The organism is Halomonas terrestris, assembly GCF_049166755.1.
In the GTDB taxonomy this organism is placed as follows: domain Bacteria; phylum Pseudomonadota; class Gammaproteobacteria; order Pseudomonadales; family Halomonadaceae; genus Halomonas.
The window spans coordinates 410,314-432,188 of sequence record NZ_JBMHFZ010000001.1 but is presented as its reverse complement, the minus strand read 5'-3'; the positions used below and the strand labels follow the sequence as shown (position 1 = coordinate 432,188).

At 67.9% G+C, this 21,875-nt stretch carries 20 protein-coding genes; 5 read left to right on the top strand and 15 right to left on the bottom strand.

Translation table 11 applies throughout. The annotated features are described in order from the left end of the window. Positions 1–6 precede the first annotated feature (6 nt). The 5 genes from ACOMD9_RS02045 to ACOMD9_RS02025 all read right to left on the bottom strand — a co-directional run bounded on the left by ACOMD9_RS02045 (position 7) and on the right by ACOMD9_RS02025 (position 5,703). The gene (locus ACOMD9_RS02045) at positions 7–1,053 is read right to left on the bottom strand and encodes an ABC transporter ATP-binding protein (RefSeq protein ID WP_421411884.1); all 1,047 of its coding nucleotides are present in this window, start codon (positions 1,051–1,053) and stop codon (positions 7–9) included. Continuing rightward, positions 1,043–2,140 (bottom strand): ABC transporter ATP-binding protein, encoded by a 1,098-nt coding sequence (locus ACOMD9_RS02040; RefSeq protein WP_421411883.1) that lies wholly within the window; start codon positions 2,138–2,140, stop codon positions 1,043–1,045. The genes ACOMD9_RS02045 and ACOMD9_RS02040 overlap by 11 nt, the downstream gene beginning before the upstream one ends. Further along, on the bottom strand, positions 2,115–3,083 hold the full coding sequence (locus ACOMD9_RS02035) for an ABC transporter permease (RefSeq protein ID WP_421411882.1): 969 nt from the start codon (positions 3,081–3,083) through the stop codon (positions 2,115–2,117). The genes ACOMD9_RS02040 and ACOMD9_RS02035 overlap by 26 nt, the downstream gene beginning before the upstream one ends. Continuing rightward, entirely contained in the window at positions 3,080–4,057 is a 978-nt protein-coding gene (locus ACOMD9_RS02030) for an ABC transporter permease (RefSeq protein WP_421411881.1), read from the bottom strand. Before ACOMD9_RS02030 ends, ACOMD9_RS02035 begins: the two co-directional genes overlap by 4 nt. A gap of 65 nt (positions 4,058–4,122) precedes the next feature. Next, on the bottom strand, positions 4,123–5,703 hold the full coding sequence (locus tag ACOMD9_RS02025) for an ABC transporter substrate-binding protein (protein WP_421411880.1): 1,581 nt from the start codon (positions 5,701–5,703) through the stop codon (positions 4,123–4,125). Positions 5,704–5,989: 286 nt separating this feature from the next. Between ACOMD9_RS02025 and ACOMD9_RS02020 the strand changes: the two genes are divergently transcribed. From ACOMD9_RS02020 to ACOMD9_RS02000, 5 genes are all read left to right on the top strand, one after another. After that, positions 5,990–6,445: a thioesterase family protein gene (locus tag ACOMD9_RS02020; RefSeq protein WP_421411879.1), complete on the top strand. Its 456-nt coding sequence runs from the start codon at positions 5,990–5,992 to the stop codon at positions 6,443–6,445. Between the two features lie 146 nt (positions 6,446–6,591). Next, complete coding sequence (locus ACOMD9_RS02015; RefSeq protein ID WP_421411878.1) at positions 6,592–7,233, top strand: Bug family tripartite tricarboxylate transporter substrate binding protein; 642 nt, start codon at positions 6,592–6,594, stop codon at positions 7,231–7,233. Further along, positions 7,209–7,526: a tripartite tricarboxylate transporter TctB family protein gene (locus tag ACOMD9_RS02010; protein ID WP_421411877.1), complete on the top strand. Its 318-nt coding sequence runs from the start codon at positions 7,209–7,211 to the stop codon at positions 7,524–7,526. The genes ACOMD9_RS02015 and ACOMD9_RS02010 overlap by 25 nt, the downstream gene beginning before the upstream one ends. Before the next feature lie 48 nt (positions 7,527–7,574). After that, positions 7,575–9,143, top strand: coding sequence for a tripartite tricarboxylate transporter permease (locus ACOMD9_RS02005; protein WP_421411876.1), 1,569 nt, complete (start codon positions 7,575–7,577; stop codon positions 9,141–9,143). A 3-nt stretch (positions 9,144–9,146) separates the two neighbouring features. Further along, complete coding sequence (locus ACOMD9_RS02000) at positions 9,147–10,166, top strand: AbrB family transcriptional regulator (protein ID WP_421411875.1); 1,020 nt, start codon at positions 9,147–9,149, stop codon at positions 10,164–10,166. Positions 10,167–10,174: 8 nt separating this feature from the next. Here the strand turns inward: ACOMD9_RS02000 and moaA are convergent, their stop codons facing one another. The 10 genes from moaA to ACOMD9_RS01950 are packed head-to-tail and all read right to left on the bottom strand — an operon-like array spanning position 10,175 to position 21,808. Further along, positions 10,175–11,164, bottom strand: a complete 990-nt coding sequence (gene moaA / locus ACOMD9_RS01995) for a GTP 3',8-cyclase MoaA (RefSeq protein WP_421411874.1) — start codon at positions 11,162–11,164, stop codon at positions 10,175–10,177. Further along, positions 11,161–11,577 carry a putative zinc-binding protein gene (locus ACOMD9_RS01990; RefSeq protein WP_421411873.1) on the bottom strand — a complete coding sequence of 139 codons (417 nt, stop codon included), beginning with the start codon at positions 11,575–11,577 and terminating at the stop codon, positions 11,161–11,163. Before ACOMD9_RS01990 ends, moaA begins: the two co-directional genes overlap by 4 nt. Before the next feature lie 20 nt (positions 11,578–11,597). After that, positions 11,598–12,335: a Crp/Fnr family transcriptional regulator gene (locus tag ACOMD9_RS01985; RefSeq protein WP_421411872.1), complete on the bottom strand. Its 738-nt coding sequence runs from the start codon at positions 12,333–12,335 to the stop codon at positions 11,598–11,600. Then, the gene (locus ACOMD9_RS01980; RefSeq protein ID WP_421411871.1) at positions 12,301–13,566 is read right to left on the bottom strand and encodes a molybdopterin molybdotransferase MoeA; all 1,266 of its coding nucleotides are present in this window, start codon (positions 13,564–13,566) and stop codon (positions 12,301–12,303) included. Before ACOMD9_RS01980 ends, ACOMD9_RS01985 begins: the two co-directional genes overlap by 35 nt. Next, positions 13,563–14,138 (bottom strand): molybdenum cofactor biosynthesis protein B, encoded by a 576-nt coding sequence (gene moaB, locus ACOMD9_RS01975; RefSeq protein ID WP_421411870.1) that lies wholly within the window; start codon positions 14,136–14,138, stop codon positions 13,563–13,565. The genes ACOMD9_RS01980 and moaB overlap by 4 nt, the downstream gene beginning before the upstream one ends. A 13-nt stretch (positions 14,139–14,151) precedes the next feature. Further along, positions 14,152–14,973: a peptidylprolyl isomerase gene (locus ACOMD9_RS01970; RefSeq protein WP_421411869.1), complete on the bottom strand. Its 822-nt coding sequence runs from the start codon at positions 14,971–14,973 to the stop codon at positions 14,152–14,154. 21 nt (positions 14,974–14,994) lie between these two features. Further along, positions 14,995–15,687, bottom strand: coding sequence for a respiratory nitrate reductase subunit gamma (narI, locus tag ACOMD9_RS01965; protein WP_421411868.1), 693 nt, complete (start codon positions 15,685–15,687; stop codon positions 14,995–14,997). A 13-nt stretch (positions 15,688–15,700) separates the two neighbouring features. Continuing rightward, positions 15,701–16,471, bottom strand: a complete 771-nt coding sequence (gene narJ / locus ACOMD9_RS01960) for a nitrate reductase molybdenum cofactor assembly chaperone (RefSeq protein ID WP_421411867.1) — start codon at positions 16,469–16,471, stop codon at positions 15,701–15,703. Continuing rightward, positions 16,464–18,026 carry a nitrate reductase subunit beta gene (narH, locus tag ACOMD9_RS01955; protein ID WP_421411866.1) on the bottom strand — a complete coding sequence of 521 codons (1,563 nt, stop codon included), beginning with the start codon at positions 18,024–18,026 and terminating at the stop codon, positions 16,464–16,466. The genes narJ and narH overlap by 8 nt, the downstream gene beginning before the upstream one ends. Further along, the gene (locus ACOMD9_RS01950) at positions 18,023–21,808 is read right to left on the bottom strand and encodes a nitrate reductase subunit alpha (protein WP_421411865.1); all 3,786 of its coding nucleotides are present in this window, start codon (positions 21,806–21,808) and stop codon (positions 18,023–18,025) included. Before ACOMD9_RS01950 ends, narH begins: the two co-directional genes overlap by 4 nt. Positions 21,809–21,875 lie beyond the last annotated feature (67 nt).

Below are 21,875 nucleotides of genomic sequence, written 5' to 3'. Positions count from 1 at the left end.
GTCCGGTCACTCGATGCGCCCCTCCTCGACCCCGTGACAGGCCACCTCGCTGCCGTCGTCACGGGCGATCAGCAGAGGCACCTCGCGCCTGCAGCGCTCATTGGCGTGCGGACAGCGCGGGTGGAAGGCGCAGCCGCTGGGCGGGTGCACGGGGTTGGGCACCTCGCCCTCGATCATGGTCCGCTCCTTGCCGGCCCCTTCCAGCGAGGGCACCGCGGCCAGCAGCATCCTGGAGTAGGGGTGGTGCGGCGAGGCGAAGAGCTGATCGGCCGGGGCGATCTCGGCGATGCGCCCCAGGTACATCACCGCGATGCGGTCGGCCATGTGCTTGACCACTGCCATGTCGTGGCTGATGAAGAGGTAGGTGAGGCCATACTCGTCCTGCAGGTCGCGCATCAGGTTGAGGATCTGGGCCTGCACCGAGACATCCAGCGCCGAGGTGGGCTCGTCGCAGATCATGAACTCCGGCTCGTTGGCCAGCGCCCGGGCGATGGAGATGCGCTGGCGCTGGCCGCCGGAGAATTCATGGGGGTAGCGGTTGGCATCCGGCGATGACATCCCCACCTGCTCGAGCAGTTCACCCACGCGGCGGCGGCGGTCCGCACTGCTCATCTCGGGACGGAAGAAGCGCAGCGGCTCGCCGATGATGGTGCCCACCCGCCACAGCGGGTTGAGGCTGGCGTAGGGGTCCTGGAAGATCATCTGGAAACGCTTGCGCAGGCTCGCCGACTGCCGGCCGGTGCGCCCGGCCAGGTCACTGATGTCCTCGCCGTCGAACACCAGCGTGCCGCGGGTGAGCCCGTATAGCCCCACCACCAGGCGTGCCACCGTGGACTTGCCACAGCCGGACTCGCCCACCAGGGCGACGGTCTCGCCGCGGCGGATGGCGAAGCTCACCCCGTCCACCGCCTTGAGCGTCAGCTTCTCGCTGCGCTCGAGCACCCGGTTGAGCCACGGCTTGGAGACATCGAAGTAGCGTGCCAGGTCCCGCACCTCCAGCAGCACGTCGTTGCCTGCCGTTTCCTGTCGCCGGGCAGCCATCTCAGCGCACATGGGCATTCTCCTTCTGGTCGAGCCTGGGCAACGGGTTCGCCGGGTCATGCAGCCAGCAGGCGGCCTGGCTGCCCCCGGCCGGCATCAGCTCGGGGCGCTCACTGCGGCAGCGCTGCTGGGCATGGGGACAGCGCGGGTTGAAGGCACAGCCCGAGGGAATCGCCGCCAGCCGCGGCATGGCCCCCTCGATCTGGTAGAGCCGATCGAGGCTCTTCTCGATTCCGGGGATAGAGGCCATCAACCCCTCGGTGTAGGGGTGCTGGGGGTGGCGAATCACCTCGTCCACCGGCCCGATCTCGATCAGCCGTCCGGCGTACATCACCGCCACCCGGTCGGCGGTCTCGGCGATCACCCCCATGTCGTGGGTGACCAGCATCACGGCGGTGCCGTGTTCGGCACAGAGCCGCTTGAGCAGGGCCAGTATCTGCGCCTGCACCGAGACATCCAGCGCCGTGGTGGGCTCGTCGGCAACGATCAGCTCCGGCTCGGCGGCCAGCGCCAGGGCGATCACCACCCGCTGGCGCATGCCGCCGGAGAACTGGTGGGGGTAGCTGTTCAGCCGCGCTTCGGGGGCAGGAATGCCCACCTCCCGCAGCAGCTCCAGCGCCCGCTCGCGGGCCTGTTTCTCGTTCAACGGCAGGTGCGTGCGTATCGTCTCGATCAGCTGGTCCCCGACCGAGAACAGCGGGTTGAGGCTGGTGAGCGGGTCCTGGAAGATCATGCCGATGTGCCGCCCACGCAGCGGCACGAAGTCGTCCTCGGCCAGGTTGTCGATACGCCGGCCGGCCAGGTGGATCTCGCCGGCGGCGATGCGCCCGGGCGGCTCGATCAGCTGGATCACCGCATTGCCGGTCATCGACTTGCCGGCGCCGGACTCGCCCACCACACCGAGGACCTCCCCCGGCGCGATGTCGAAGGAGACGTCATCCAGCGCCACCAGGGTGGCGTGGCGAGTGGGGAACTCCACCCGCAGGTGGCGAACGCTGAGCACCGGCTCCTGTCCCGCGGCATCCGGCTTGTGGCCGACGGCCGCGGCGGCTTGTTGCCCGCCCGGGCTTCTGTTATCGGAGCTTGGGGTTGAGGACATCACGCAACCAGTCTCCCAGCAGGTTGACGGAAAGCGCCAGCATCAGCAGCGCCGCCCCGGGGAAGAGCAGGATCCACCACTCTCCCGAGAACATGTAGTCCTGGCCGACCCGGATCAGGGTCCCCAGGCTCGGCTGGGTGGCCGGCATGCCGACCCCCAGGAACGACAGCGTGGCCTCGGCGATGATCGCCAGCGCCAGGCCGATGGTGCCGATCACCAGCACCGGACGCATCACGTTGGGCAGGATGTGCTGGAACAGGATCTTTCGCGCCGGCAGGCCGATGACCCGGGCCGCCTGGACGTACTCCTTGCCCTTCTCGACCATGGTGGCGCCGCGCACCGCCCGGGCGTACTGCACCCAGTCGGAGAGGCCGATGGCCACGATCAGCACGATGATCGCCACCTCGGCGTGCATCGAGCGCGGCAGGAAGCCGCGAATCACGCCGAAGATCAGCAGCGCCATCAGGATCGACGGGAAGGTCAGCTGGACGTCGGCGATACGCATGATCAGGGCGTCGCGCCAGCCACCGCGAAAGCCCGCCATCAGGCCCAGGGCGGTGCCCAGCACCAGCGCGAAGAGCACCGCGGCGAACCCCACCAGCAGCGAGATCCGCGAGCCGTAGAGGATCGCCGAGAAGACGTCACGGCCCTGGCTGTCGCTGCCCAGCAGGTAGAAGTTGCCGGTGAACTCCGAGGTGGTCATCGGCGGCGTGAAGGCATCGATCAGGTCGAGCTGACGCGGGTCGAAGGGGTTCTGCGGCGCGATCCACGGGGCGAACAGCGCCGCGGCGAACATGGTCAGGGTCACCAGGGTGGCGAGTATCACCACCGGCTGGCGCTTCCAGGAGTAGACGATATCGCTGTCGAGAAAGCTGCGCAGACGACTCGGCCGGGGCAGCGTCTCTGCGTCAACCTCGGACTGGGTCTCCAGGTCACGGCTCATTTGCCACCTCCCTGCGCGCGCAGCCGCGGATCCACGGCATAGTAGAGCAGGTCCACCACCAGGTTGATGACCACGAACACCAGGGCGATCATCATCAGGTAGGCGGCCATGACCGGCACGTCGACGAAGCGCACCGCGGTGATGAACAGCGCCCCCACGCCCGGCCACTGGAACACCGTCTCGGTGATGATGGCGAAGGCGATGATGGTGCCCAGCTGCAGGCCGATGATGGTGATGACCGGGATCATGGTGTTCTTGAGTGCATGGCGCAGGTTGACCACGCGCTTCGACAGTCCCCGTGCGCGGGCGAACTTGATGTAGTCGGTGCTCAGCACCTCGAGCATCTCGGCGCGCACCAGGCGCATGATCAGGGTGAGCTGGAACAGCCCCAGGGTGATGGCCGGCAGGATCAGCGAGCGCAGGCCGCTCGCCGTCAGCAACCCGGTGTTCCACCAGCCGAGATGTACCACCTCGCCGCGTCCGAAGGCCGGCAGCACGCCCAGCTCCACGGCGAAGAGGTAGATCAGCAGCACGCCGATCAGGAAGGTGGGCAACGACACGCCGATCAGCGAGGCGGTCATGATGAAGTTGGCCAGCCAGCTGCGCCGGCGCAGCGCGGTGTAGATGCCCAGCACGATGCCCATGACCACGGCGAAGATCGCCGAGATGGTGGCCAGCTCCAGGGTCGCGGGCAGCCGCTCCAGGATCAGGTCGGTGACCGGGCGGGCCGAACGATAGGAGATGCCGAACTCGAACTGGGCGGCATTGACGATGAAACTCCAGAACTGCACCACCACCGGCTGGTCGAGCCCCAGCTGGGCACGCAGCGCGGCACGGTCGGCCTCGGTGGCCTCCTGCCCCAGCATGTTGAGCACCGGGTCGCCGACGTAGTGGAACAGCGAGAACGAGATGAGCGCGACCACGAACATCACGAAGATGGCCTGCAGCACGCGCTGGATCAGAAACGCTAGCATGGGATCACCAAATACGACGATGCCCCCGGCCGCTTGTGGCGGCCGGGGGTCGTTTCCGTAGAGACTTACTGATTGAATTTCAGGTACTTGAAGTGCGGCGTGTTCTCGCTCTGGACCTTGAAGTCGATGTCGTCACGCATCGACCAGGTCAGCATCTGGTGATGGATCGGGATGTAGAGGATCTCGTCGTGAACGATCCCCCAGGCTTCCGCGATCATCTCGTTGCGCGCCTCCTCGTTGGTCTCCTGGCCCATGGCCACGGTCAGCTCGTCCACCCGCTCGTCGGAGTAACCGGTGAAGTTCCAGGTGCCGCGGTCCTCCTCCTTGGTGTGGTAGAGGTAGTTGAAGACGTACTCGGAGTCCATGGTGGGCACGCCCCAGCCCAGCATGTAGAAGTCGTACTCACCCCGGGCCAGCTCGGCGAAGTGCAGCGAGCGGGTCTGGGCCACCAGGTCCACGGTGATGCCGATGCGCGCCAGCATGCTGACCACCGCCTGGCAGATCTGCTCGTCGTTGACGTAGCGATCGTTGGGGCACTGCAGGGTGACGCGGAAACCGTCGCCGTAGCCGGCCTCTTCCATCAGCTCCTGGGCGCGAGCGGTATCGGCCTCGAGAACGACATCCATCTCCTCGCTGTAGCCGTTGACGAAGGGCGGCGCGATCATGCCGGCCGGCTGGGAGTTGCCACGCATGACGGCCCGCTGGATGGTGGTGACGTCCACCGCCAGGTTGATCGCCTCGCGAACGCGGCGGTCGGCGAAGGGGTTGTCGTCGGTATCGGCGGTACGCAGCTCGGCCGAGCCCATGTCCATGCCGAGGAAGATGGTGCGGTTTTCCGCGCCCTGCTCGTTCTTGATGCCGTCGGCACTGGCCAGACGCTCGATGTCCTGGACCGGCGTCTCCTGCAGGAAATCGACCTCGCCGGAGAGCAGCGCCGCCACACGGGTGGAAGCCGACTCGATGGGCGTGAACACCAGCCGCGAGATCTCCATCGGGTAGTGGTCGATGCCCCAGTAGTCGTCGTTGCGCACGAAGACGGTGCGTACGTCCGGCTCGCGGCTCTCGACGCGGAACGGGCCGGTGCCGTTGGCGTTACGCACCGCATGGGTCTCTTCGCCGGCCGCATAGTTCTGCGGCTCCTCGACGCCGTTCTCCTCGGCCCATTCACGGCTCATGATGAACAGGTTGGTGAAGTTGTTCGGCAGCAGCGGGTTGGGCTCGTGGGTTTCCACCTCGACGGTGTAGTCGTCCACGGCACGCACCTCGGATATGGAGGTGAGCAGACCGCGCATGTCGGAGTGCTCGTGACGAGCCCGGTCGATGGAGAAGGCCACGTCCTCGGCGGTCAGCGACTGGCCCTCGTGGAAGGTGACGCCCTCGCGGATCTTGAACACCCACACGGTGGGCTCGTCTTCCTTCACGTGCCACTCGGTGGCCAGGCCCGGCTGGTACTCGACGTCCATGTCCTGGTAGACCAGGGTGTCGAAGATCTGATGGTTGACCGAATGGGTCGGCCCCTCGTTCTGGGAGTGGGGATCCATGGTCAGGCTGTCGGCGGAGCGAGTCCAGCGCAGGGTCTCGGCATGGGCGGCGGAGGCCACCATGGCCGCGGCCACGGCGCTGGCCAGAAGGGTCTTCCTGAGCATCTTGTTGTTCCTCTCTCATTCAAGCGTTTGATGGGCGCGCGGCCCTTGTGACTGTTTCTCCCACACCATAGACAAGAATGCTAGTGGCTCCACGTGGAAAGATTCAGCGCTGTGTCGACTGTTGATGGTCGGCTATTCGGTCATCGGGGTGATCCACGACAAATTCGCGGCGTATGGCGTCACCTCCTGCACCACCCGACCAGCGCCGCGACGCCTCGCCGGTTGAACTGCGCGGCCCGAAGCGGAAATACTGGCCCGAAACGGAATACCTGGAGGGGCGACCCTGATGCAGATCCTGGAGACACGGGTGGCCCCGGCGTGGGTCGACTACAACGGCCATATGAACGATGCCGAATACGCCAGGGTCTTCTCCCTGGCGGTGGAGGCGCTGATGGAGCGTATCGGCCTGGACGCCGTCGGCCGCGAGCGCCATGGCTATACGATCTATACCCTGGAGACCCACCTCTGCTACCGCCGCGAAGCCCACGAAGGCCAGCCGCTGCGGGTGGCGGTGACCCTGCTGGATCGCGACGCCAAGCGGCTCCACGCCTTCTTCGAGCTGTACGACGAGGAGGGCAACCTGCTGGCCACCAGCGAGCAGATGCTGATGGGCATGACCCGCGAGAGCGGCCGTCCCGGCGCCTTCCCGGCCCCGGTGGCCGAGGCCATCGCCGCGCTGCCCCACGCCAACCGGGACGACTGGCCGGCGCTCGCCGGGCGCACCATCGGCATCCGGCGTTGAACCGCGTCGACCCGGGCCGGGTTGGCCAAGGGTCATGGGCACGACTAGCCTGATTCAGGCGACCCGGACGCCCCTCCCCGGCAGCGACGCCGGCGGCGAGCGGCCTGGACAGATAAAAGTCGGACAGAACAACAAGGGAGGTGACCATGTACGCCAGCCCATCCTCACTCGGAACACTCCTGCGCACCGGCCTGATGGCAATCGCCTGTGCCGCCCTGGCCCTGTCGGGAACGGCCAAGGCCGATGGCCACGGCGACTGGCCCGAACGCGATATCGACTTCATCATCCCCTTCGGCGCCGGCGGCGGCAGCGACGCCTGGGCCCGCACCCTGTCGACCGGCGCCCGCGATCACTTCGGCGTCGGCTGGAACCTGCAGAATCGTCCCGGCGCCGGTGCCACCCTGGCCTGGGAGTACCTGCTGGACCAGCCGGCCGATGGCTACACCGTGATGCTCTCCAGCCCCACCCCGGTCCTCACGGCGCTGATGGAGGAGAACCCCCTGGTCGATCCCTATGACCTCAAGGTGGCCGGCTACATCTCGGCCTTCCGTTCCCTGATCGTGGCCCCCAACGACAGCCCCCTGGCGGACTGGGAAGGCCTGAAGGCGGAAGCGAGCGAACGCGAGGTGGTCATCGCCGGTACCAACTCCCTGCTCGCCGGGGTGGCCAATATCTTCGATGAGGCGGGCCTGCAGGCCATCTACGTGCCCTACAGCGCGACGGTTTCAACCTGGGCTTCTTCCCGGGCCTGGGCCTCGCCGCCATGCTGGTCACCTCGCTGGCGTTGACCGTGGACAAGTGGCGTCACGCCGTGGCCGAGGAGATGCAGACGGTCGGCTGGCGAGACCTCGCCTGGGCCGTGGCGTTCTGCCTCGCCGCCCTGATCATGTACCGGCTGATGGAGCCCCTGGGCCTGCTGCTGCCCATGACGCTGTTTCTCGCCGTGATGATGCTGTGGCTGGGGCTGCGCCCCTGGTATCTCGCCGTGGCGCTGTCACCGGCCATCGCGTTGATCATCCTGGCGGTCTTCGCGCTCCTGGGGATTCGGCTGCCGGGTGACTTCCTCCCCTTCCTCGTCTGACGCTCTTGTCCCGCCCGAGGCTCGCTGCCTCCCTCATGGAGCCGCACGATGTTTCAACCCGACGCCTTTGTCGAAGCGCTCGCCCTGGTACTCAACTGGAATACCCTGATGTGGTTGACCATCGGCGTCTTCGTCGGCGTCGGCCTGGGTGCCATCCCGGGGCTCACCACCTCCACCGGGGTGGCCCTGATGCTCCCGCTGACCTTCACCCTGGACATCACCGGCGCCCTGGGCCTGGTCATCGGGCTCTACAAGGGGGCACTGTTCGGGGGTTCGATCTCGGCGATCAGCTTCGCCACCCCGGGCGCGCCGGATTCGGCGGCCACCGTCTTCGACGGCTATCGCATGACCCAGCAGGGCAAGGGGCGCAAGGCGCTGCTGACCTCGCTCTACTCGTCGGTGACCGCCGACACCCTCTCCGACCTGCTGGTGATCCTGATTGCCCCGATGATGGCCCTGGCCGCCCTGCAGTTCGGTCCCGCGGAACGCGCCTGGCTGATGGTGGTGGCCATCGCCCTGCTGGGGGCGCTCTCGGGCAAGCACATCGCCAAGGGGCTGATGTCGGCCGCCATCGGCCTCTACATCGGCACCATCGGCACCGACCCCATGGGCGGCGCCTCGCGCAATACCTTCGACCTGGCCTGGCTGCGCGACGGCATCAGCCTGGTGCCCCTGATCATCGGCCTCTTCGCCATGAGCCGCATGCTCGAGCAGGGCGTGGAGCTGCTGCATGAGTCGCGTCTCGGCACCAGGGTCGAGCGCCGGATGCATGACCTCTTCAGTGGCAAGCAGGAGGGGCTGACCTTCCGCGAATACCTCAGCAACTGGCGCGAGATGGGTATCGGCCTCGGGGTGGGCAGCTTCATCGGCATGCTCCCGGGCCTGGGAGCGACCGTCGCCTCCTTCCTCTCCTATGGCATCGCCAAGAAGGTACTGCCCCACAAGCGAATCGGCACCGGCGTGATGGGGGGCGTGGCGGCCGCCGAGGCCGGCAACAACGCCACCGCCGGCCCGACGCTGGTGCCGCTGCTGGCCTTCGGCATCCCCGGCAGCGCCACGGCCGCCCTGATCGGGGGCGCCCTGATGCTGCAGGGCGTCACTCCCAGCCCGCGCATGTTCGAGCTGCATGCCGACGTGGTCTATGCCCTCTTCACCATCCTGATCCTGGCCAACTTCTTCAACCTGGCCATCGGCCGCGGCTTCGCCTTCTTCTATGCCAAGCTGGGCTCGCTGCCCAAGCCGGTGCTGGTCCCCACCATCATGGTGCTGGCCGTGATCGGCAGCTACGCCACCCAGGGCAACCCCTACGACGTGCTGGTCATGCTGTTCTTCGGCTTCTTCGGCTTCGCCATGCGCAAGTTCGGCGTGCCCGAGGCCCCGCTGATCATCACCTTCCTGATCGCCCCCATGCTCGAGGAGAGCATGCGACGGGCCGTGCTGATCAGCGGCGGGGACTGGCTGGGCGGACTGTTCAACAGCCCGCTGAGCCTGACCCTGATGGCGATGGCGGTCGTGGTCCTGGTGCTCTCCTACCGGATGCGTTTCTCCGAACGGCTCGATGCCATGTCCCACGAGCCGGACGCCGAGGCCGACGATGACACTCGCTTCGATCGCTAGACCGTGCCCGCCCTGACGCTGTTGATCGCCGCGGCCGGTGTGCTGGGCTTCACTGTCCTGGGCCTGCCCCTGCCCTGGCTGCTGGGCAGTCTCACCGCGACGCTCCTGGCCGCCCTGCTGGGCTGGCCGCACCGGCCCCCGCCCTGGCTGCGCCAGGCGGCGATGGTCCTGCTGGGGATCCAGGTGGGGAGCACCATCGACGCCACCCTGCTGAACCGGATGGTGCAGTGGCCGCTGACCGTGGCCGGCATGCTGGTCCTGGTGGCGCTCACCACCCTGGTCAATACCCGCTACTTCGAGCGCCGGGCGGGGCTGGACCGCACCACGGCGCTGTTCGCCGCGGTGCCGGGGGCGCAGTCGGTGGTGCTGCTGGTCTGCACCCGCTGCGGCGCCGATGCCCAGCAGGTGCTGCTGGGGCAGATCAGCCGGATCATCACCGTCATCTACCTGGTCCCGCTGCTGGTGATTCACTTCGGCCCGGTCGATGGCGCGACGACCGCGACGGCGAGGTCGGGCTGGGCCCTGCCGGGGGTCGCGCCCGCCACCCTGACGCTGGTCGCCACCGCCGCGGGCTGGTGGCTCGCCCGGCTGGGGCGGTTGCCCCAGCCGCTGCTGCTGGGCCCCATCCTCGGCGTGGGCCTGATACAGGTCCTGCAGTGGCCGGCCATGAGCCCGCCGGACGATTCCCTGCTGGCCGTGCAGTTCTTCCTCGGCGCCTCGCTGGGGGCCTACTTCGTGGGGATGCGGGTGAGGGACACGCTGGGCATGCTGGGACACGGGATCGTTGCCATGCTCATCACCATGCTGCTGGCCGGCGCCATGACGCTGGCCATGGCACTGGTCACCCCCCACGACACCATCGCCCTGTTCCTCGCCTTTGCCCCGGGCGGCCTTACCGAGATCGTGCTGCTGGCCGCCACCCTGGATGTCGACCCGGCCTTCGTGGTGTTCCACCACCTCTTCCGCTTCATCGTCATCGCCACCCTGCTCCCCTGGCTGGCGACACGCACCACCCGGCGCTGATCACCCCGTCATCCGCCCGTCATGTTCATGAAGCGAACGACTTGCACCTCGCCGTCGGTCGAGAAGTGGTGGCGTTCGGGCTTGCTGGCCATGGCGTCGACGATCGCCGCCTTGAGGCGCTCCAGGTCGCCGGGGTGGCGACGCATCAGGCCGCGCAGGTCCAGCGAGTGCTCGTTGCCCAGGCACAGCAGCAGGCGACCCTCGGCGGTGACGCGCACCCGGTTGCAGGCATCGCAGAAGTTGTGGCTATGGGGCGAGATAAAGCCGACTCGCGAGTCACTATCGGCCATGCGAAAGTACCGCGAGGGCCCCAGGGTGCTCTCGGTGGTGGGCACCAGGGGGTGGCGGGACTCGATGGTCGCGCGCACCTCGTCGCTGGAACAGAAGGTCTCGGCGCGGTCGTGGCCGATGGCCTGGCCCAGCGGCATCTCCTCGATGAAGCTGATATCCACCTGCTCATGCCTGGCGAACTCGACCAGGTCGAGGATCTCGTCGTCGTTGCGCCCCTTGAGGATCACGGCGTTGAGCTTGATGCGCGAGAAGCCGGCATCGCGGGCCGCGCGGATGCCGTCGAGCACCCGCGCCAGGTCGCCGGTACGGGTCAGGGCGCGGAAGCGGGCGGGGTCCAGGGTATCCAGGCTGATGTTGAGGCGTGTCAGGCCGCCCGCCCGCAGGGCCGCGGCCTGCTTGCCCAGGCCGGCACCGTTGGTGGTCATGGCGAAGTCGCGCAGGCCCTCCAGGGCACCGACCTCCTCCACCAGGCTCGCCAGGCCCCGACGCACCAGGGGCTCCCCGCCGGTGAGGCGGATCTTCTCCACACCCAGCTCGACGAAGGCGCGGCACAGGCTGGCCATCTCCTCCAGGGTGAGCACCCGGGCACGAGGCAGGAAGGTCATCTGCTCGGCCATGCAGTAGACGCAGCGGAAGTCGCAGCGGTCGGTGACCGAGAGGCGCAGGTAGCGGATGGTGCGGCCGAACCCGTCGACCAGGGCGCTCATGCCCGCCGCTCCGCCGCGGCGGCGTCATGCACCGGGTGCATCGGCAGGCGGGCGATCAGCTCGCCCACCTCGGAGGCGACCTCCTCGACCTCCTCCTCGCCGTACAGCTGGCCGCGACGCTTGCGGAAGCCGCGTTCGTAGAGCTTCACGTGCTCGGTGGGTTCGACGCCGGCTCTTGCCAGGCAATGGCTGGCGCAGTGCAGCCGGCAGCCGTCGATGGCCACGATCGGCCGCCCGGAGCGGGCCACCCGTACCAGGCCGGGCACGCCGCCGCCCACCCCGGCGATGCAGGACATCTCCGCCACGCCGCCGTGGTCGAGGCGCAGGGCCACCTCGTTGGCCAGCTGGGCCACGTCGGAGCAGCCGGAGCAGGAGTAGACCAGGGTACGGGGCTTGTTCGCCTTGCGGGACATCTCGTCTCCCTCGTTCGGATTCAGTCGTCCGTCATCAGGGTCTCGCGCAGCTTCTGCTCGTCGAGCACCACCAGCCGCTGACGGTCGATGTTGATGGCACCGCTGTCGCGCAGCTTGCCCAGCAGCCGCGACAGGGTCTCCGGCGTCATCGCCAGCTGGGCGGCCAGCCAGCGCTTGGGGATGGTCAGCCGCACGACCCTCGGCCCCTTGGCACGGCTGCCGGGCAGCTGGCGCAGGATGTAGCTGACCAGCCGCGCCATGGCATCGGCCTGGGTCAGCAGGGCCATGTCCTCCAGCCGCTCGGTGATCTCCATGGCCAGGCGGCTCATGAACTCGGCGCGGCAGGCCGGGTGGTTGTCCATCAGGGCACGACAGCGTGGCGCGGGAAGGGCCAGCACATGGGTGCGGCGCAGCGCCTCGGCGGAATAGAGGTAGATCCCCTCGCTGGAGACCATGCTCAGCTGCCCCAGCGGGCCGCCACGCTCCACGCAGCGGATGGTCGCCTGGCGACCGTCGATGGTGTTGCGCACCAGCCTGACCACGCCGGTGATCACGATGTAGAGCCAGTGCGCCGGGGCGTCCTGGCGGAACAGCCACTCGCGACTCTTCAGGTTGCGCACCTCGGAGACTTCCAGCAGGGCGTCGACCTCGTCGTCGTCGAGGGTGCTGAGCCAGGGCACGCCGCGCACCAGCTCGCGCAGCTGGCGGGGGCGGAACAGCAGCTCAGTCGAGGAACTGGGCGACGGGACAGAATCCATGGGCATTCCCTTCCTCCACGTGGGTATCGGCATCGATCATCAGGTAGCCATGGGCCTGGCTGGCGGCGCCCAGCATGTGCGACCCCTGCCCTCCCGCGAGGCTCGCGACCGGGGTGCCTCCGGTCCAGTCCAGTACCACCCTGAGGAGTTCACGGCGTCCGCGAGACCCACGCCGCGAGAAACCGGCCTTGACCGGGAAGTGCTGTAGCGGGGCCGGCGTGCGGCCCTGGCGGCCGTGCACGAAGGGCAAGGCGAGATACTGCCAGCCTACCAGCGAAGCCACCGGATTGCCCGGCAGGCCGATCAGCGGCGTGCCGCGCTCGGCACTGGTGCCGAGCCAGCCGAAGGCGAAGGGCTTGCCGGGCTTCATGGCCACGCCGTGGAAATCGATGCCGCCCAGGCGCTCGAGCACCGGGCGGACATGGTCCTCCTCGCCCACCGAGACCCCTCCGGTGCAGATCACCAGGTCGGCGCTGTCGCGGGCGACGATGAACGCCTCGTGCAGGGCCGGAGCGGTATCGTCGACGATGCCCAGGTCGAGCACCCGGCACTGCTGCTGCACCAGCAAGGCACGCAGCATGGCGACGTTGCTGTTGTAGACCTGCCCCGGGACCCGGGGCGAGCCCGGCTCGATCAGCTCGTCGCCGGTGGAGATCAGCGCCACCGTGAGGCGAGGCCGCACCAGGACCTCGGCGATGCCGTGGCTGGCCAGCAGGGCGATGGCCGCCGGGGTCAGTCGCGTACCGGCGGCCAGCACCCGGTCCCCGGTGCCGGCCTCCTCGCCACGACGACGGATATTGGCGCCGGCCGCGACCTCGCCGAGGACATGCACATGCCCGCGGGGGTCGACACGGGTGCGCTCCTGGGGCACCACCGCCTCGGCCCCCAGCGGCACCGGGGCGCCGGTGAAGATCCGTGCGCAGTCCCCCTCCGGCAGCCGCAGCACCCCGGCACCGGCAGGCACGCGCAGCGCCACCGACAGGCCCTCGCCGGCGGCCGCCACGCGCTCGAGGTCGGCCAGCCGCAGGGCGTAGCCGTCCATGGCGCTGTTGTCGACGCCCGGCAGGTCAAGGCGCGCCACGGCATCCTCGGCCAGCACCCGGCCGGCCGCCTCGCCCAGCGCCAGGCGCTGCTGGCCGGACACCGGCTTGGCGGCGGCGATCATCCGGGCCCGGGCATCGAGGAGGTCGAGCAGGCCGGGGGTGACGACATCCGCGCAACCGCAATTCATGCCCCGACTCCCGCGCCGTGCCCCGCCCCCTGGCGGGACCCGCAGCGCTCGGCCTCGGGCAGCACCATGGCGACGAAGTTGCAGGGCCGCGTGCGGGCATCGAGCTGGGCGGCGAGTATCTCGTCCCAGGCCGTGGCGCAGGCCTTCGGCGACCCCGGCATGGCGAAGATCAGGGTGCGGTTGGCCACCCCGGCCACGGCGCGGGACTGGATCGTCGAGCTGCCGATGGTGGCGAAGGAGAGCTGCCGGAACAGCTCGCCGTAGCCATCGATGGCCTTGTCGAACAGCGGCGTCAACGCCTCGGGGGTCCTGTCCCGGGGGGTGAAGCCGGTGCCGCCGTTGACCAGGATCGCCTGGACGTCGTCACGCGCCACCCACTCGGAGACCACCGCACGGATGCGGTAGATGTCGTCGGGCACGATCTGGCGCGCCACCAGCGCATGGCCGGCCTCGGTCAGGCGGCCACTCAGCAGGTCGCCGCTGCCGTCCTCGTCGAAGCCGCGGGTATCGGAGACGGTCAGCACCGCCATGCCCAGTGGCACGAAGGGGGCATCGGCATGAACATGGGCCATCGGGAATCCTCCGTCACTGCATCAATGAGCTGCCGGCATCGTCGTCCAGGGCGATCCCCTCGACCCCGATCTCGGCTTCCAGCGCCAGCAGGTAGTGGCGCAGGGCACGGCGGGTGGCCTGTTCGCGCAGGCTGTGTCGCACGCGGTCGACGACCCGGTCGAAGGGCAGCCGGCGCCCCTCGTGGCGCTCGTCGATGGCGACCAGGTGCCAGCCGTAGCGCGAGGCCAGCGGACGATCGTGCAGGCCCACCGGCAGGTGCTGCAGCGCGCGATCGAGCTCGGCCACGGTCTGCCCCGGGACCAGCCAGCCCAGCTCGCCGCCCTGCTCCTTCGAAGGGCAGGCGGAATGCCGCTGGGCAAACTCGGTGAAGCGCTCGGGCACATCCTTGAGCTCCTCGATCAGCGTCTCGCCCAGGCGGTAGCCGGCATCGCGGGCCTCGGGGGCGTCCGGGGGCGCGGCCAGCAGCACATGGCGCACCTTCAGGCGGGTCGGCTCGCTGAAGCGCTCGGCATGCATCTCGAAGAACCGGCGACAGTCCTCGTCGGAAGGCTCGGGCACCTCGAGCTCCTGCTCCAGCAGCATGGCGATGGCCGCATCGGCCTCGTCGAGGCCTCCGCCATCGCCATCGGCCAGGCCCAGGGCCTCGGCACGCTGGCGCAGCAGCTCGCGCACCACCAGCGCCCGGGCCGCCTTCAGCTGGGCGGTACCGGCGCTGTCCGCCGGGTGGTACTGCATTTCCAGGGCGATCTCGGCCTCCTCGATGGAGGCGTCACCGACCCGGATGGGTGGGGGGCTCGCGCCCCCCGGCAGTTGTTCGACTGCAATCTTTTCCATGGTATTGCTCCCTGTTCCGAATCAGCCGCGGCGACGCACCAACTGGTAGCGCCTGGCGATGTAGCCGAAGGGCACGCTCCACACGTGGACCAGTCGCGAGAAGGGGAACAGCAGGATGATGGTCAGGCCGATGAAGATGTGCAGCTTGTAGATCCAGGACACTTCGGCCATGTACTCGGCCGCACCACCGCTGAAGAACACGATGGACTGCGCCCAGCTGGACAGGGTGAGCATCATCTCGCCGTCCATGTGGCCCAGCGAGAAGATGATGGTGATCATCCCCAGTGCCGCCTGGAAGACGATCAGGCCGAGGATGGCGGTATCCATGCCGCTCGACGACGCCCTGACCCGGGGGTTGGTCAGGCGACGATAGAACAGCATGGCGCCACCCACCACGCACATGGCACCGGCGATGCCGCCCACCACGATGGCGATCAGCTGCTTGGTACCGGCGTGCAGGAAGGCACCGTAGACCCAGTGCGGCGTCAGCATGCCGAACAGGTGACCGAAGAAGATCACGATGATCCCGATATGGAAGAGGTTGCTGGCCAGGCGCATGTTCCTCGACGACAGCATCTGGCTGGAGCCGGTCTTCCAGGTGAACTGGCCGTGGTCGTAGCGCAGCAGGCTGCCGACCAGGAAGACGGTGCCCACCAGGTACGGGTAGTAGCCGTAGATCAGGTGGTTGAAGTAGGTGGCAATGGCGTCAGACATGACTGTTCTCCTGTTAACGACCGGCCACTCGGGGAGCCTGGTCCCCGGGTGACAGGATGCGTACCGGCTGGGTGGCAACACCGTGCTTGCGCTCGGCCAGGCGGCGACCTTCGGCAGACTGGAGGGCGCAGTCCTCGTCGGAGGCCGCGGAAAAGCGCACCGCCTCCTCTTCCCACACCTCGTCCAGCGCCTCGGGGGTATCGTCGCGGGGCTCCCCGACGACCTGCTCGCGATGCTGCGCCACCTCGGCCTCGGCGCCGATCAGTGCCAGCAGCGCCAGGGGCACCAGGGCGTGATCGGCGTGGCGCTCCTCCAGGCGCGCGGTCAGCAGCGCCAGGATGTGGCGGATCTCGCCCAGCCAGCGGGCGATATCGGCCTCCGGTCGGGTCGAGAGATACTCCAGGAAAAGCGGCAGGTAGTCCGGAAGCTCGCGGGCATCCAGCTCGAAGCCGGCGGCCTGGTACTCGGCCATCAGGTCGACCATGGCCTGGCCACGGTCGCGGGACTCGCCGTGCACGTGCTCGAACAGCAGCAGCGAGGTGGCGCGCCCCTTGTCGAACAGCGCCACGTACTCGGCCTGGAGCTCCAGCAGGTCGCCGTCGGCGGTGCGCTGGCACCAGTCCATCAGGGCGGTGCGCAGCGCCGCCGGCAGGCGGCGCTCCCGGTCGATGATCTCGATGAGCTCGCCGGCCGCGGCCTGGAGCGCCGCGGTGGGGTAGTCGAGCAGCCTCGCCAGCACGCGCAGGCTGAGCATCTCCTGCGGTTGAAGGGTGGCATCAGTCATGACGTGCCTCCTCGGCCTTGGCATGGGGGTCGAAGACCTCCACCGGCTTGACCAGGGTGGTGGTCTGGGAACGGCCGTTGAACAGGCTCGGCTTGCTCTCGCCATGGCAGCCGTCGCCGAAGCTGAAGCCGCAGCCGCCGCGCTCCGGGAAGGCCTCGGTGGCCATCTCGCGATGGCTGGTGGGGATCACGAAGCGATCCTCGTAGTTGGCGATGGCCAGGTAGCGGTACATCTGCTCCACCTGGTCCTCGGTGAGGCCGACCTCCTCCAGCACCTCGGCTTCGTTCCTGCCTTCCACGTGCTTGCCGCGCATGTAGACGCGCATGGCCATCAGCCGCTTGAGCGCCAGTACCACGGGGGCCTCTTCCCCGGCGGTGAGCATGTTGGCCAGGTACTTCACCGGGATGCGCAGCGACTCGATCCTGGGCAGCACGCCGTCGTACTCGACCTTGCCGGCCTCGGCGGCGGACTGGATCGGCGACAGCGGCGGCACGTACCAGACCATGGGCAGGGTGCGGTATTCCGGATGCAGCGGCAGCGCCAGGCCCCAGTCGATGGCCATCTTGTAGACCGGCGAGGCCTGGGCGGCGGCGATCACGTTGTCGGTGATGCCGTCCTTCTTCGCCTGGGCGATCACCTCCGGGTCGTGGGGGTCGAGGAAGATTTCGCACTGGCGATGGTAGAGGTCGCGCTCGTCCGGCGAGCTGGCGACTTCCTCGATGCGGTCGGCATCATAGAGCAGCACGCCGAGGTAGCGGATGCGGCCCACGCAGGTCTCGGAACAGACGGTCGGCTGACCGGCCTCGATGCGCGGGTAGCAGAAGATGCACTTCTCGGACTTGCCGGTCTTCCAGTTGTAGTAGATCTTCTTGTACGGGCAGCCGGAGATGCACATCCGCCAGCCGCGGCACTGATCCTGGTCGATCAGCACGATGCCGTCCTCTTCCCGCTTGTAGATCGCGCCGCTCGGGCACGACGCCACGCAGGTCGGGTTGAGGCAGTGCTCGCACAGGCGCGGCAGGTACATCATGAAGGTGTTCTCGAACTGGCCGTAGATATCGGCCTGCACCTTCTCGAAGTTGGCGTCGCGGCGGCGCTTGGCGAACTCGGTACCGAGGATCTCCTCCCAGTTCGGGCCCCACTCGATCTTGTTCATGCGCTCGCCCGAGATCAGCGAACGCGGCCTGGCCACCGGCTGATGCTCACCGAGCTTGGCGGTGTGCAGGTGCTGGTAGTCGAAGTCGAACGGCTCGTAGTAGTCGTCGATCTCGGGCAGGTCGGGGTTGGCGAAGATGTTCGCCAGCACCCGCCACTTGCCGCCGATGCGCGGCTCGATCTTGCCGTCGCGGCGGCGCAGCCAGCCGCCCTTCCACTTCTGCTGGTTCTCCCACTCCTTGGGAAAGCCGATGCCGGGCTTGGTCTCGACGTTGTTGAACCAGGCGTACTCCACGCCCTCGCGGCTGGTCCAGACGTTCTTGCAGGTCACCGAGCAGGTGTGGCAACCGATGCACTTGTCGAGGTTGAGGACCATGCCTACCTGGGAACGAATCTTCATTTCACTGCCTCCTGCACGGTGTCATTGCCCTCACCATCCAGCCAGTCGACGTGCTTCATTTTGCGGACGAGCACGAACTCGTCGCGGTTGGAGCCGACCGTCCCGTAGTAGTTGAAGCTGTAGGAGAGCTGGGCATAACCACCGATCATGTGGGTCGGCTTGGGACAGGCCCGGGTCACCGAGTTGTGGATGCCGCCACGGGTGCCGGTGATCTCGGAGCCCGGCACGTTCACCTGGCGCTCCTGGGCGTGGTACATCATCACCATGCCGGCCTTGACCCGCTGGCTGACCACGGCGCGGGCCGCGATGGAGCCGTTGGCGTTGTAGACCTCGATCCAGTCGTTGTCCTCGATACCGATCTCGGCCGCGTCATCCTCGGAGAGCCACACCACCGGGCCGCCGCGGTTGAGCGTCAGCATCAGCAGGTTGTCGCTGTAGGTGGAGTGGATGCCCCACTTCTGGTGCGGCGTGATGAAGTTCAGCGCCTTGCTCTTGTAGCCGTTGTCCGCCGGCAGCTGGAAGCCCTTGGCCGCCTTGGTGTCGATGGGCGGACGGTAGACCAGCAGGCTCTCGCCGAAGGCGCGCATCCAGGGGTGATCCTGGTAGAACTGCTGGCGACCGCTCACGGTGCGCCACGGGATCAGCTCGTGGACGTTGGTGTAGCCGGCGTTGTAGGAGACGTGCTCGTCCTCGAGGCCGGACCAGGTCGGGCTGGAGATGATCTTGCGCGGCTGGGCGACGATGTCGCGGAAGCGGATCTTCTCCTCCTCCTTGTTGACCGCCAGGTGGGTGTGGTCCCGCCCGGTGATCTTCGACAGCGCGTCCCAGGCCTTCACCGCCACCTGGCCGTTGGTCTCCGGGGCCAGGGTGAGGATCATCTCGGCGGCGTCGACGGCCGACTCGATCTGCGGGCGCCCCTTGTGCGGCCCGTCCAGCTTGCGATGGTTGAGCTTGCCGAGCAGCTCCACCTCGGTCTCGGTCTTCCAGGCAATGCCCTTGCCACCGTTGCCGATGCTCTCCAGCAGCGGCCCGATGGAAGTGAAGCGCTCATAGGTCTCGGGGTAGTTGCGCTTGACCTCGATCAGCGCCGGCATGGTCTTGCCGGGGATCGGCTCGCACTCGCCCTTCTTCCAGTCCTTCACCTCGACCTGGGCCAGCTCAGCGGGGGAATCATGCTGGTGCGGCAGGGTGACCAGGTCGGTCTCCTCGCCCAGGTGTCCCTCGCACACCCGGGAGAAGGCCTTGGCGATGCCCTTGTAGATGTCCCAGTCGCTGCGCGACTCCCACGCCGGGTCGGTGGCCGCGGTCAGCGGGTGGATGAAGGGATGCATGTCGGAGGTGTTGAGATCGTCCTTCTCGTACCAAGTCGCCGTGGGCAGCACGATGTCCGAGTAGAGGCAGGTGGTGGACATGCGGAAGTCCAGGGTCACCAGCAGGTCGAGCTTGCCCTCGGGCGCCTCGTCGTGCCACTTCACCTCCTCGGGCTTCTGGCCGCCGAAGTCGCCCAGGTCCTTGCCCTGGATCCCGTGGCGGGTGCCCAGCAGGTACTTGAGCATGTACTCGTGGCCCTTGCCGGAGCTGCCCAGCAGGTTGGAACGCCAGATGAACATGTTGCGCGGGAAGTTCTGGGGGTTGTCCGGATCCTCCGCGGCGAAGGCCAGCTTGCCCTCCTTGAGCTGCTCGACGGCATAGTCCTTGGTGGACAGGCCGGCGGCCCTGGCGGCCTCGGCCAGGCGCAGCGGGTTGGTGCCCAGCTGCGGCGCCGAGGGCAACCAGCCCATGCGCTCGGAACGCACGTTGAAGTCGATCAGGCTGCCGGAGTAGTCCTCGACCTTGGCCAGCGGCGAGAGGATCTCCTTGATCTCCAGCTTCTCGTAGCGCCACTGGGAGGAGTGGTTGTAGAAGAAGGAGGTGGAGTTCATGTGCCGCGGCGGACGCTGCCAGTCGAGGCCGAAGGCGAGCGGGGTCCAGCCGGTCTGCGGACGCAGCTTCTCCTGGCCCACGTAGTGCGCCCAGCCGCCGCCGCTCTGGCCGATGCAGCCGCACATGACCAGCATGTTGATCAGGCCGCGGTAGTTCATGTCCATGTGGTACCAGTGGTTCATGCCGGCACCGACGATGACCATGGAGCGACCCTGGGTCTTGTCGGCGTTATCGGCGAACTCACGGGCGATGCGGGCGGCCTGCTCGGCGGGCACGCCGGTGATCTTCTCCTGCCAGGCCGGGGTGTAGGGGCGAACCTGGTCATAGGAGGTGGCCCCGTCGTCCTCGCCATCCTTGCCGAAGCCGCGGTCGATGCCGTAGTTGGCGCACATCAGGTCGAAGACGGTCACGGCCAGCACGTCGCTGCCGTCGGCCTTCTTCATGCGCTTGACGGGCAGGCAGTGGAACAGCAGGTCGTCGGCCGCGCCGGCACCCTCGCCCTCCACGTGCTCGAAGTGCTCGTGGGCGATGCCACCGAAGTAGGGGAAGGCGACCTTGGCCACCTCGTCGTGACTGTCGGCCAGGGTCAGCAGCGGCTTGATCTCGGCACCGTCGGCATCCAGCGGCTCGAGGTTCCACTTGCCCTGGTTGCCCACTTCCTCGCCCCAGCGGAAACCGATGGAGCCGCGCGGCACGACCAGCTGGTCGCGGGTCTCGTCCCAGGCCACGGTCTTCCACTCGGGGTTGTTGTCCTGGCCCAGGCTGGCCTCGAAGTCGCTGGCGCGCAGCTGGCGACCCGGCGCGTAGCTGCCGTCCTCGCGGGCCTCGAGCTCGACCAGGAACGGCATGTCGGTGTAGCGCCGCACGTAGTCGGTGAAGTAGGCGCTGGGCCTGTCGAGGTGGAACTCCTTGAGGATGACGTGCCCCATGGCCATGGCCAGGGCGGCATCGGTGCCCTGCTTGGCGGAGAGCCACTCGTCGGTGAGCTTGGAGACCTCGGCGTAGTCCGGGGTGATGGAGACGGTCTTGGTCCCCTTGTAGCGCACCTCGGTGAAGAAGTGGGCGTCCGGCGTGCGGGTCTGGGGGACGTTGGAGCCCCAGGCGATGATGTAGCCGGAGTTGTACCAGTCGGCGGACTCGGGCACGTCGGTCTGTTCGCCCCAGGTCATGGGCGAGGCCGGCGGCAGGTCGCAGTACCAGTCGTAGAAGCTCATGCAGACGCCGCCGATCAGCGACAGGTAACGGCTGCCGGCGGCGTAGCTGACCATGGACATGGCGGGGATCGGCGAGAAGCCGATGATGCGATCCGGGCCGTACTGCTTGGCGGTGTAGACATTGGAGGCGGCGATCAGCTCGTTGAGCTCGTCCCAGTCGGCGCGCACGAAGCCGCCCATGCCGCGGGCACGCTTGTACTGCTTGGTCCTGGCCGGGTCCTCGACGATGTAGGCCCAGGCGTCGACCGGGTCCTTCTTCAGCTCGAGGGCCTCGCGCCACAGCTTGAGCAGCGGCTTGCGAATCATCGGGTACTTGAGGCGGTTGGCGCTGTACATGTACCAGGAGTAGCTGGCCCCCCGCGGGCAGCCGCGCGGCTCGTGGTTGGGCAGGTCGGGCCGGGTGCGCGGGTAGTCGGTCTGCTGGGTCTCCCAGGTGACCAGGCCGTTCTTGACGTAGATCTTCCAGCTGCACGAACCGGTGCAGTTCACCCCATGGGTGGAACGCACGACCTTGTCGTGCTGCCAGCGCTGCCGGTAGCCGTCCTCCCAGCCGCGGGACTCCGTACGCAGCTCGCCGTGGTCGTTGGCGAAGGCATCGCGCTGGGCCTTGCGGAAGAAGTTCAGCCGATCAATGAAGTGACTCATGGTCGATCTCCAGGCTCCTCGAAAAATGTGTGACCGCCCTGGGTCACCTGGCCTGCCGGTCGGCATC

Excerpts from the sequence above, each read along its gene's own strand:
- ACOMD9_RS02040 (WP_421411883.1), bottom strand. The coding sequence starts at position 2,140 with ATGTCCTCAACCCCAAGCTCCGATAACAGAAGCCCGGGCGGGCAACAA.
- ACOMD9_RS01950 (WP_421411865.1), bottom strand. The coding sequence starts at position 21,808 with ATGAGTCACTTCATTGATCGGCTGAACTTCTTCCGCAAGGCCCAGCGC.
- narI (WP_421411868.1), bottom strand. The coding sequence starts at position 15,687 with ATGTCTGACGCCATTGCCACCTACTTCAACCACCTGATCTACGGCTAC.
- ACOMD9_RS02025 (WP_421411880.1), bottom strand. The coding sequence starts at position 5,703 with ATGCTCAGGAAGACCCTTCTGGCCAGCGCCGTGGCCGCGGCCATGGTG.
- ACOMD9_RS02035 (WP_421411882.1), bottom strand. The coding sequence starts at position 3,083 with ATGAGCCGTGACCTGGAGACCCAGTCCGAGGTTGACGCAGAGACGCTG.
- ACOMD9_RS01970 (WP_421411869.1), bottom strand. The coding sequence starts at position 14,973 with ATGGAAAAGATTGCAGTCGAACAACTGCCGGGGGGCGCGAGCCCCCCA.
- narJ (WP_421411867.1), bottom strand. The coding sequence starts at position 16,471 with ATGACTGATGCCACCCTTCAACCGCAGGAGATGCTCAGCCTGCGCGTG.
- ACOMD9_RS02045 (WP_421411884.1), bottom strand. The coding sequence starts at position 1,053 with ATGTGCGCTGAGATGGCTGCCCGGCGACAGGAAACGGCAGGCAACGAC.
- ACOMD9_RS02020 (WP_421411879.1), top strand. The coding sequence starts at position 5,990 with ATGCAGATCCTGGAGACACGGGTGGCCCCGGCGTGGGTCGACTACAAC.
- ACOMD9_RS02030 (WP_421411881.1), bottom strand. The coding sequence starts at position 4,057 with ATGCTAGCGTTTCTGATCCAGCGCGTGCTGCAGGCCATCTTCGTGATG.
- ACOMD9_RS02010 (WP_421411877.1), top strand. The coding sequence starts at position 7,209 with ATGCTGGTCACCTCGCTGGCGTTGACCGTGGACAAGTGGCGTCACGCC.
- ACOMD9_RS01980 (WP_421411871.1), bottom strand. The coding sequence starts at position 13,566 with ATGAATTGCGGTTGCGCGGATGTCGTCACCCCCGGCCTGCTCGACCTC.
- ACOMD9_RS01990 (WP_421411873.1), bottom strand. The coding sequence starts at position 11,577 with ATGTCCCGCAAGGCGAACAAGCCCCGTACCCTGGTCTACTCCTGCTCC.
- moaA (WP_421411874.1), bottom strand. The coding sequence starts at position 11,164 with ATGAGCGCCCTGGTCGACGGGTTCGGCCGCACCATCCGCTACCTGCGC.
- ACOMD9_RS01985 (WP_421411872.1), bottom strand. The coding sequence starts at position 12,335 with ATGGATTCTGTCCCGTCGCCCAGTTCCTCGACTGAGCTGCTGTTCCGC.
- narH (WP_421411866.1), bottom strand. The coding sequence starts at position 18,026 with ATGAAGATTCGTTCCCAGGTAGGCATGGTCCTCAACCTCGACAAGTGC.
- moaB (WP_421411870.1), bottom strand. The coding sequence starts at position 14,138 with ATGGCCCATGTTCATGCCGATGCCCCCTTCGTGCCACTGGGCATGGCG.
- ACOMD9_RS02015 (WP_421411878.1), top strand. The coding sequence starts at position 6,592 with ATGTACGCCAGCCCATCCTCACTCGGAACACTCCTGCGCACCGGCCTG.
- ACOMD9_RS02005 (WP_421411876.1), top strand. The coding sequence starts at position 7,575 with ATGTTTCAACCCGACGCCTTTGTCGAAGCGCTCGCCCTGGTACTCAAC.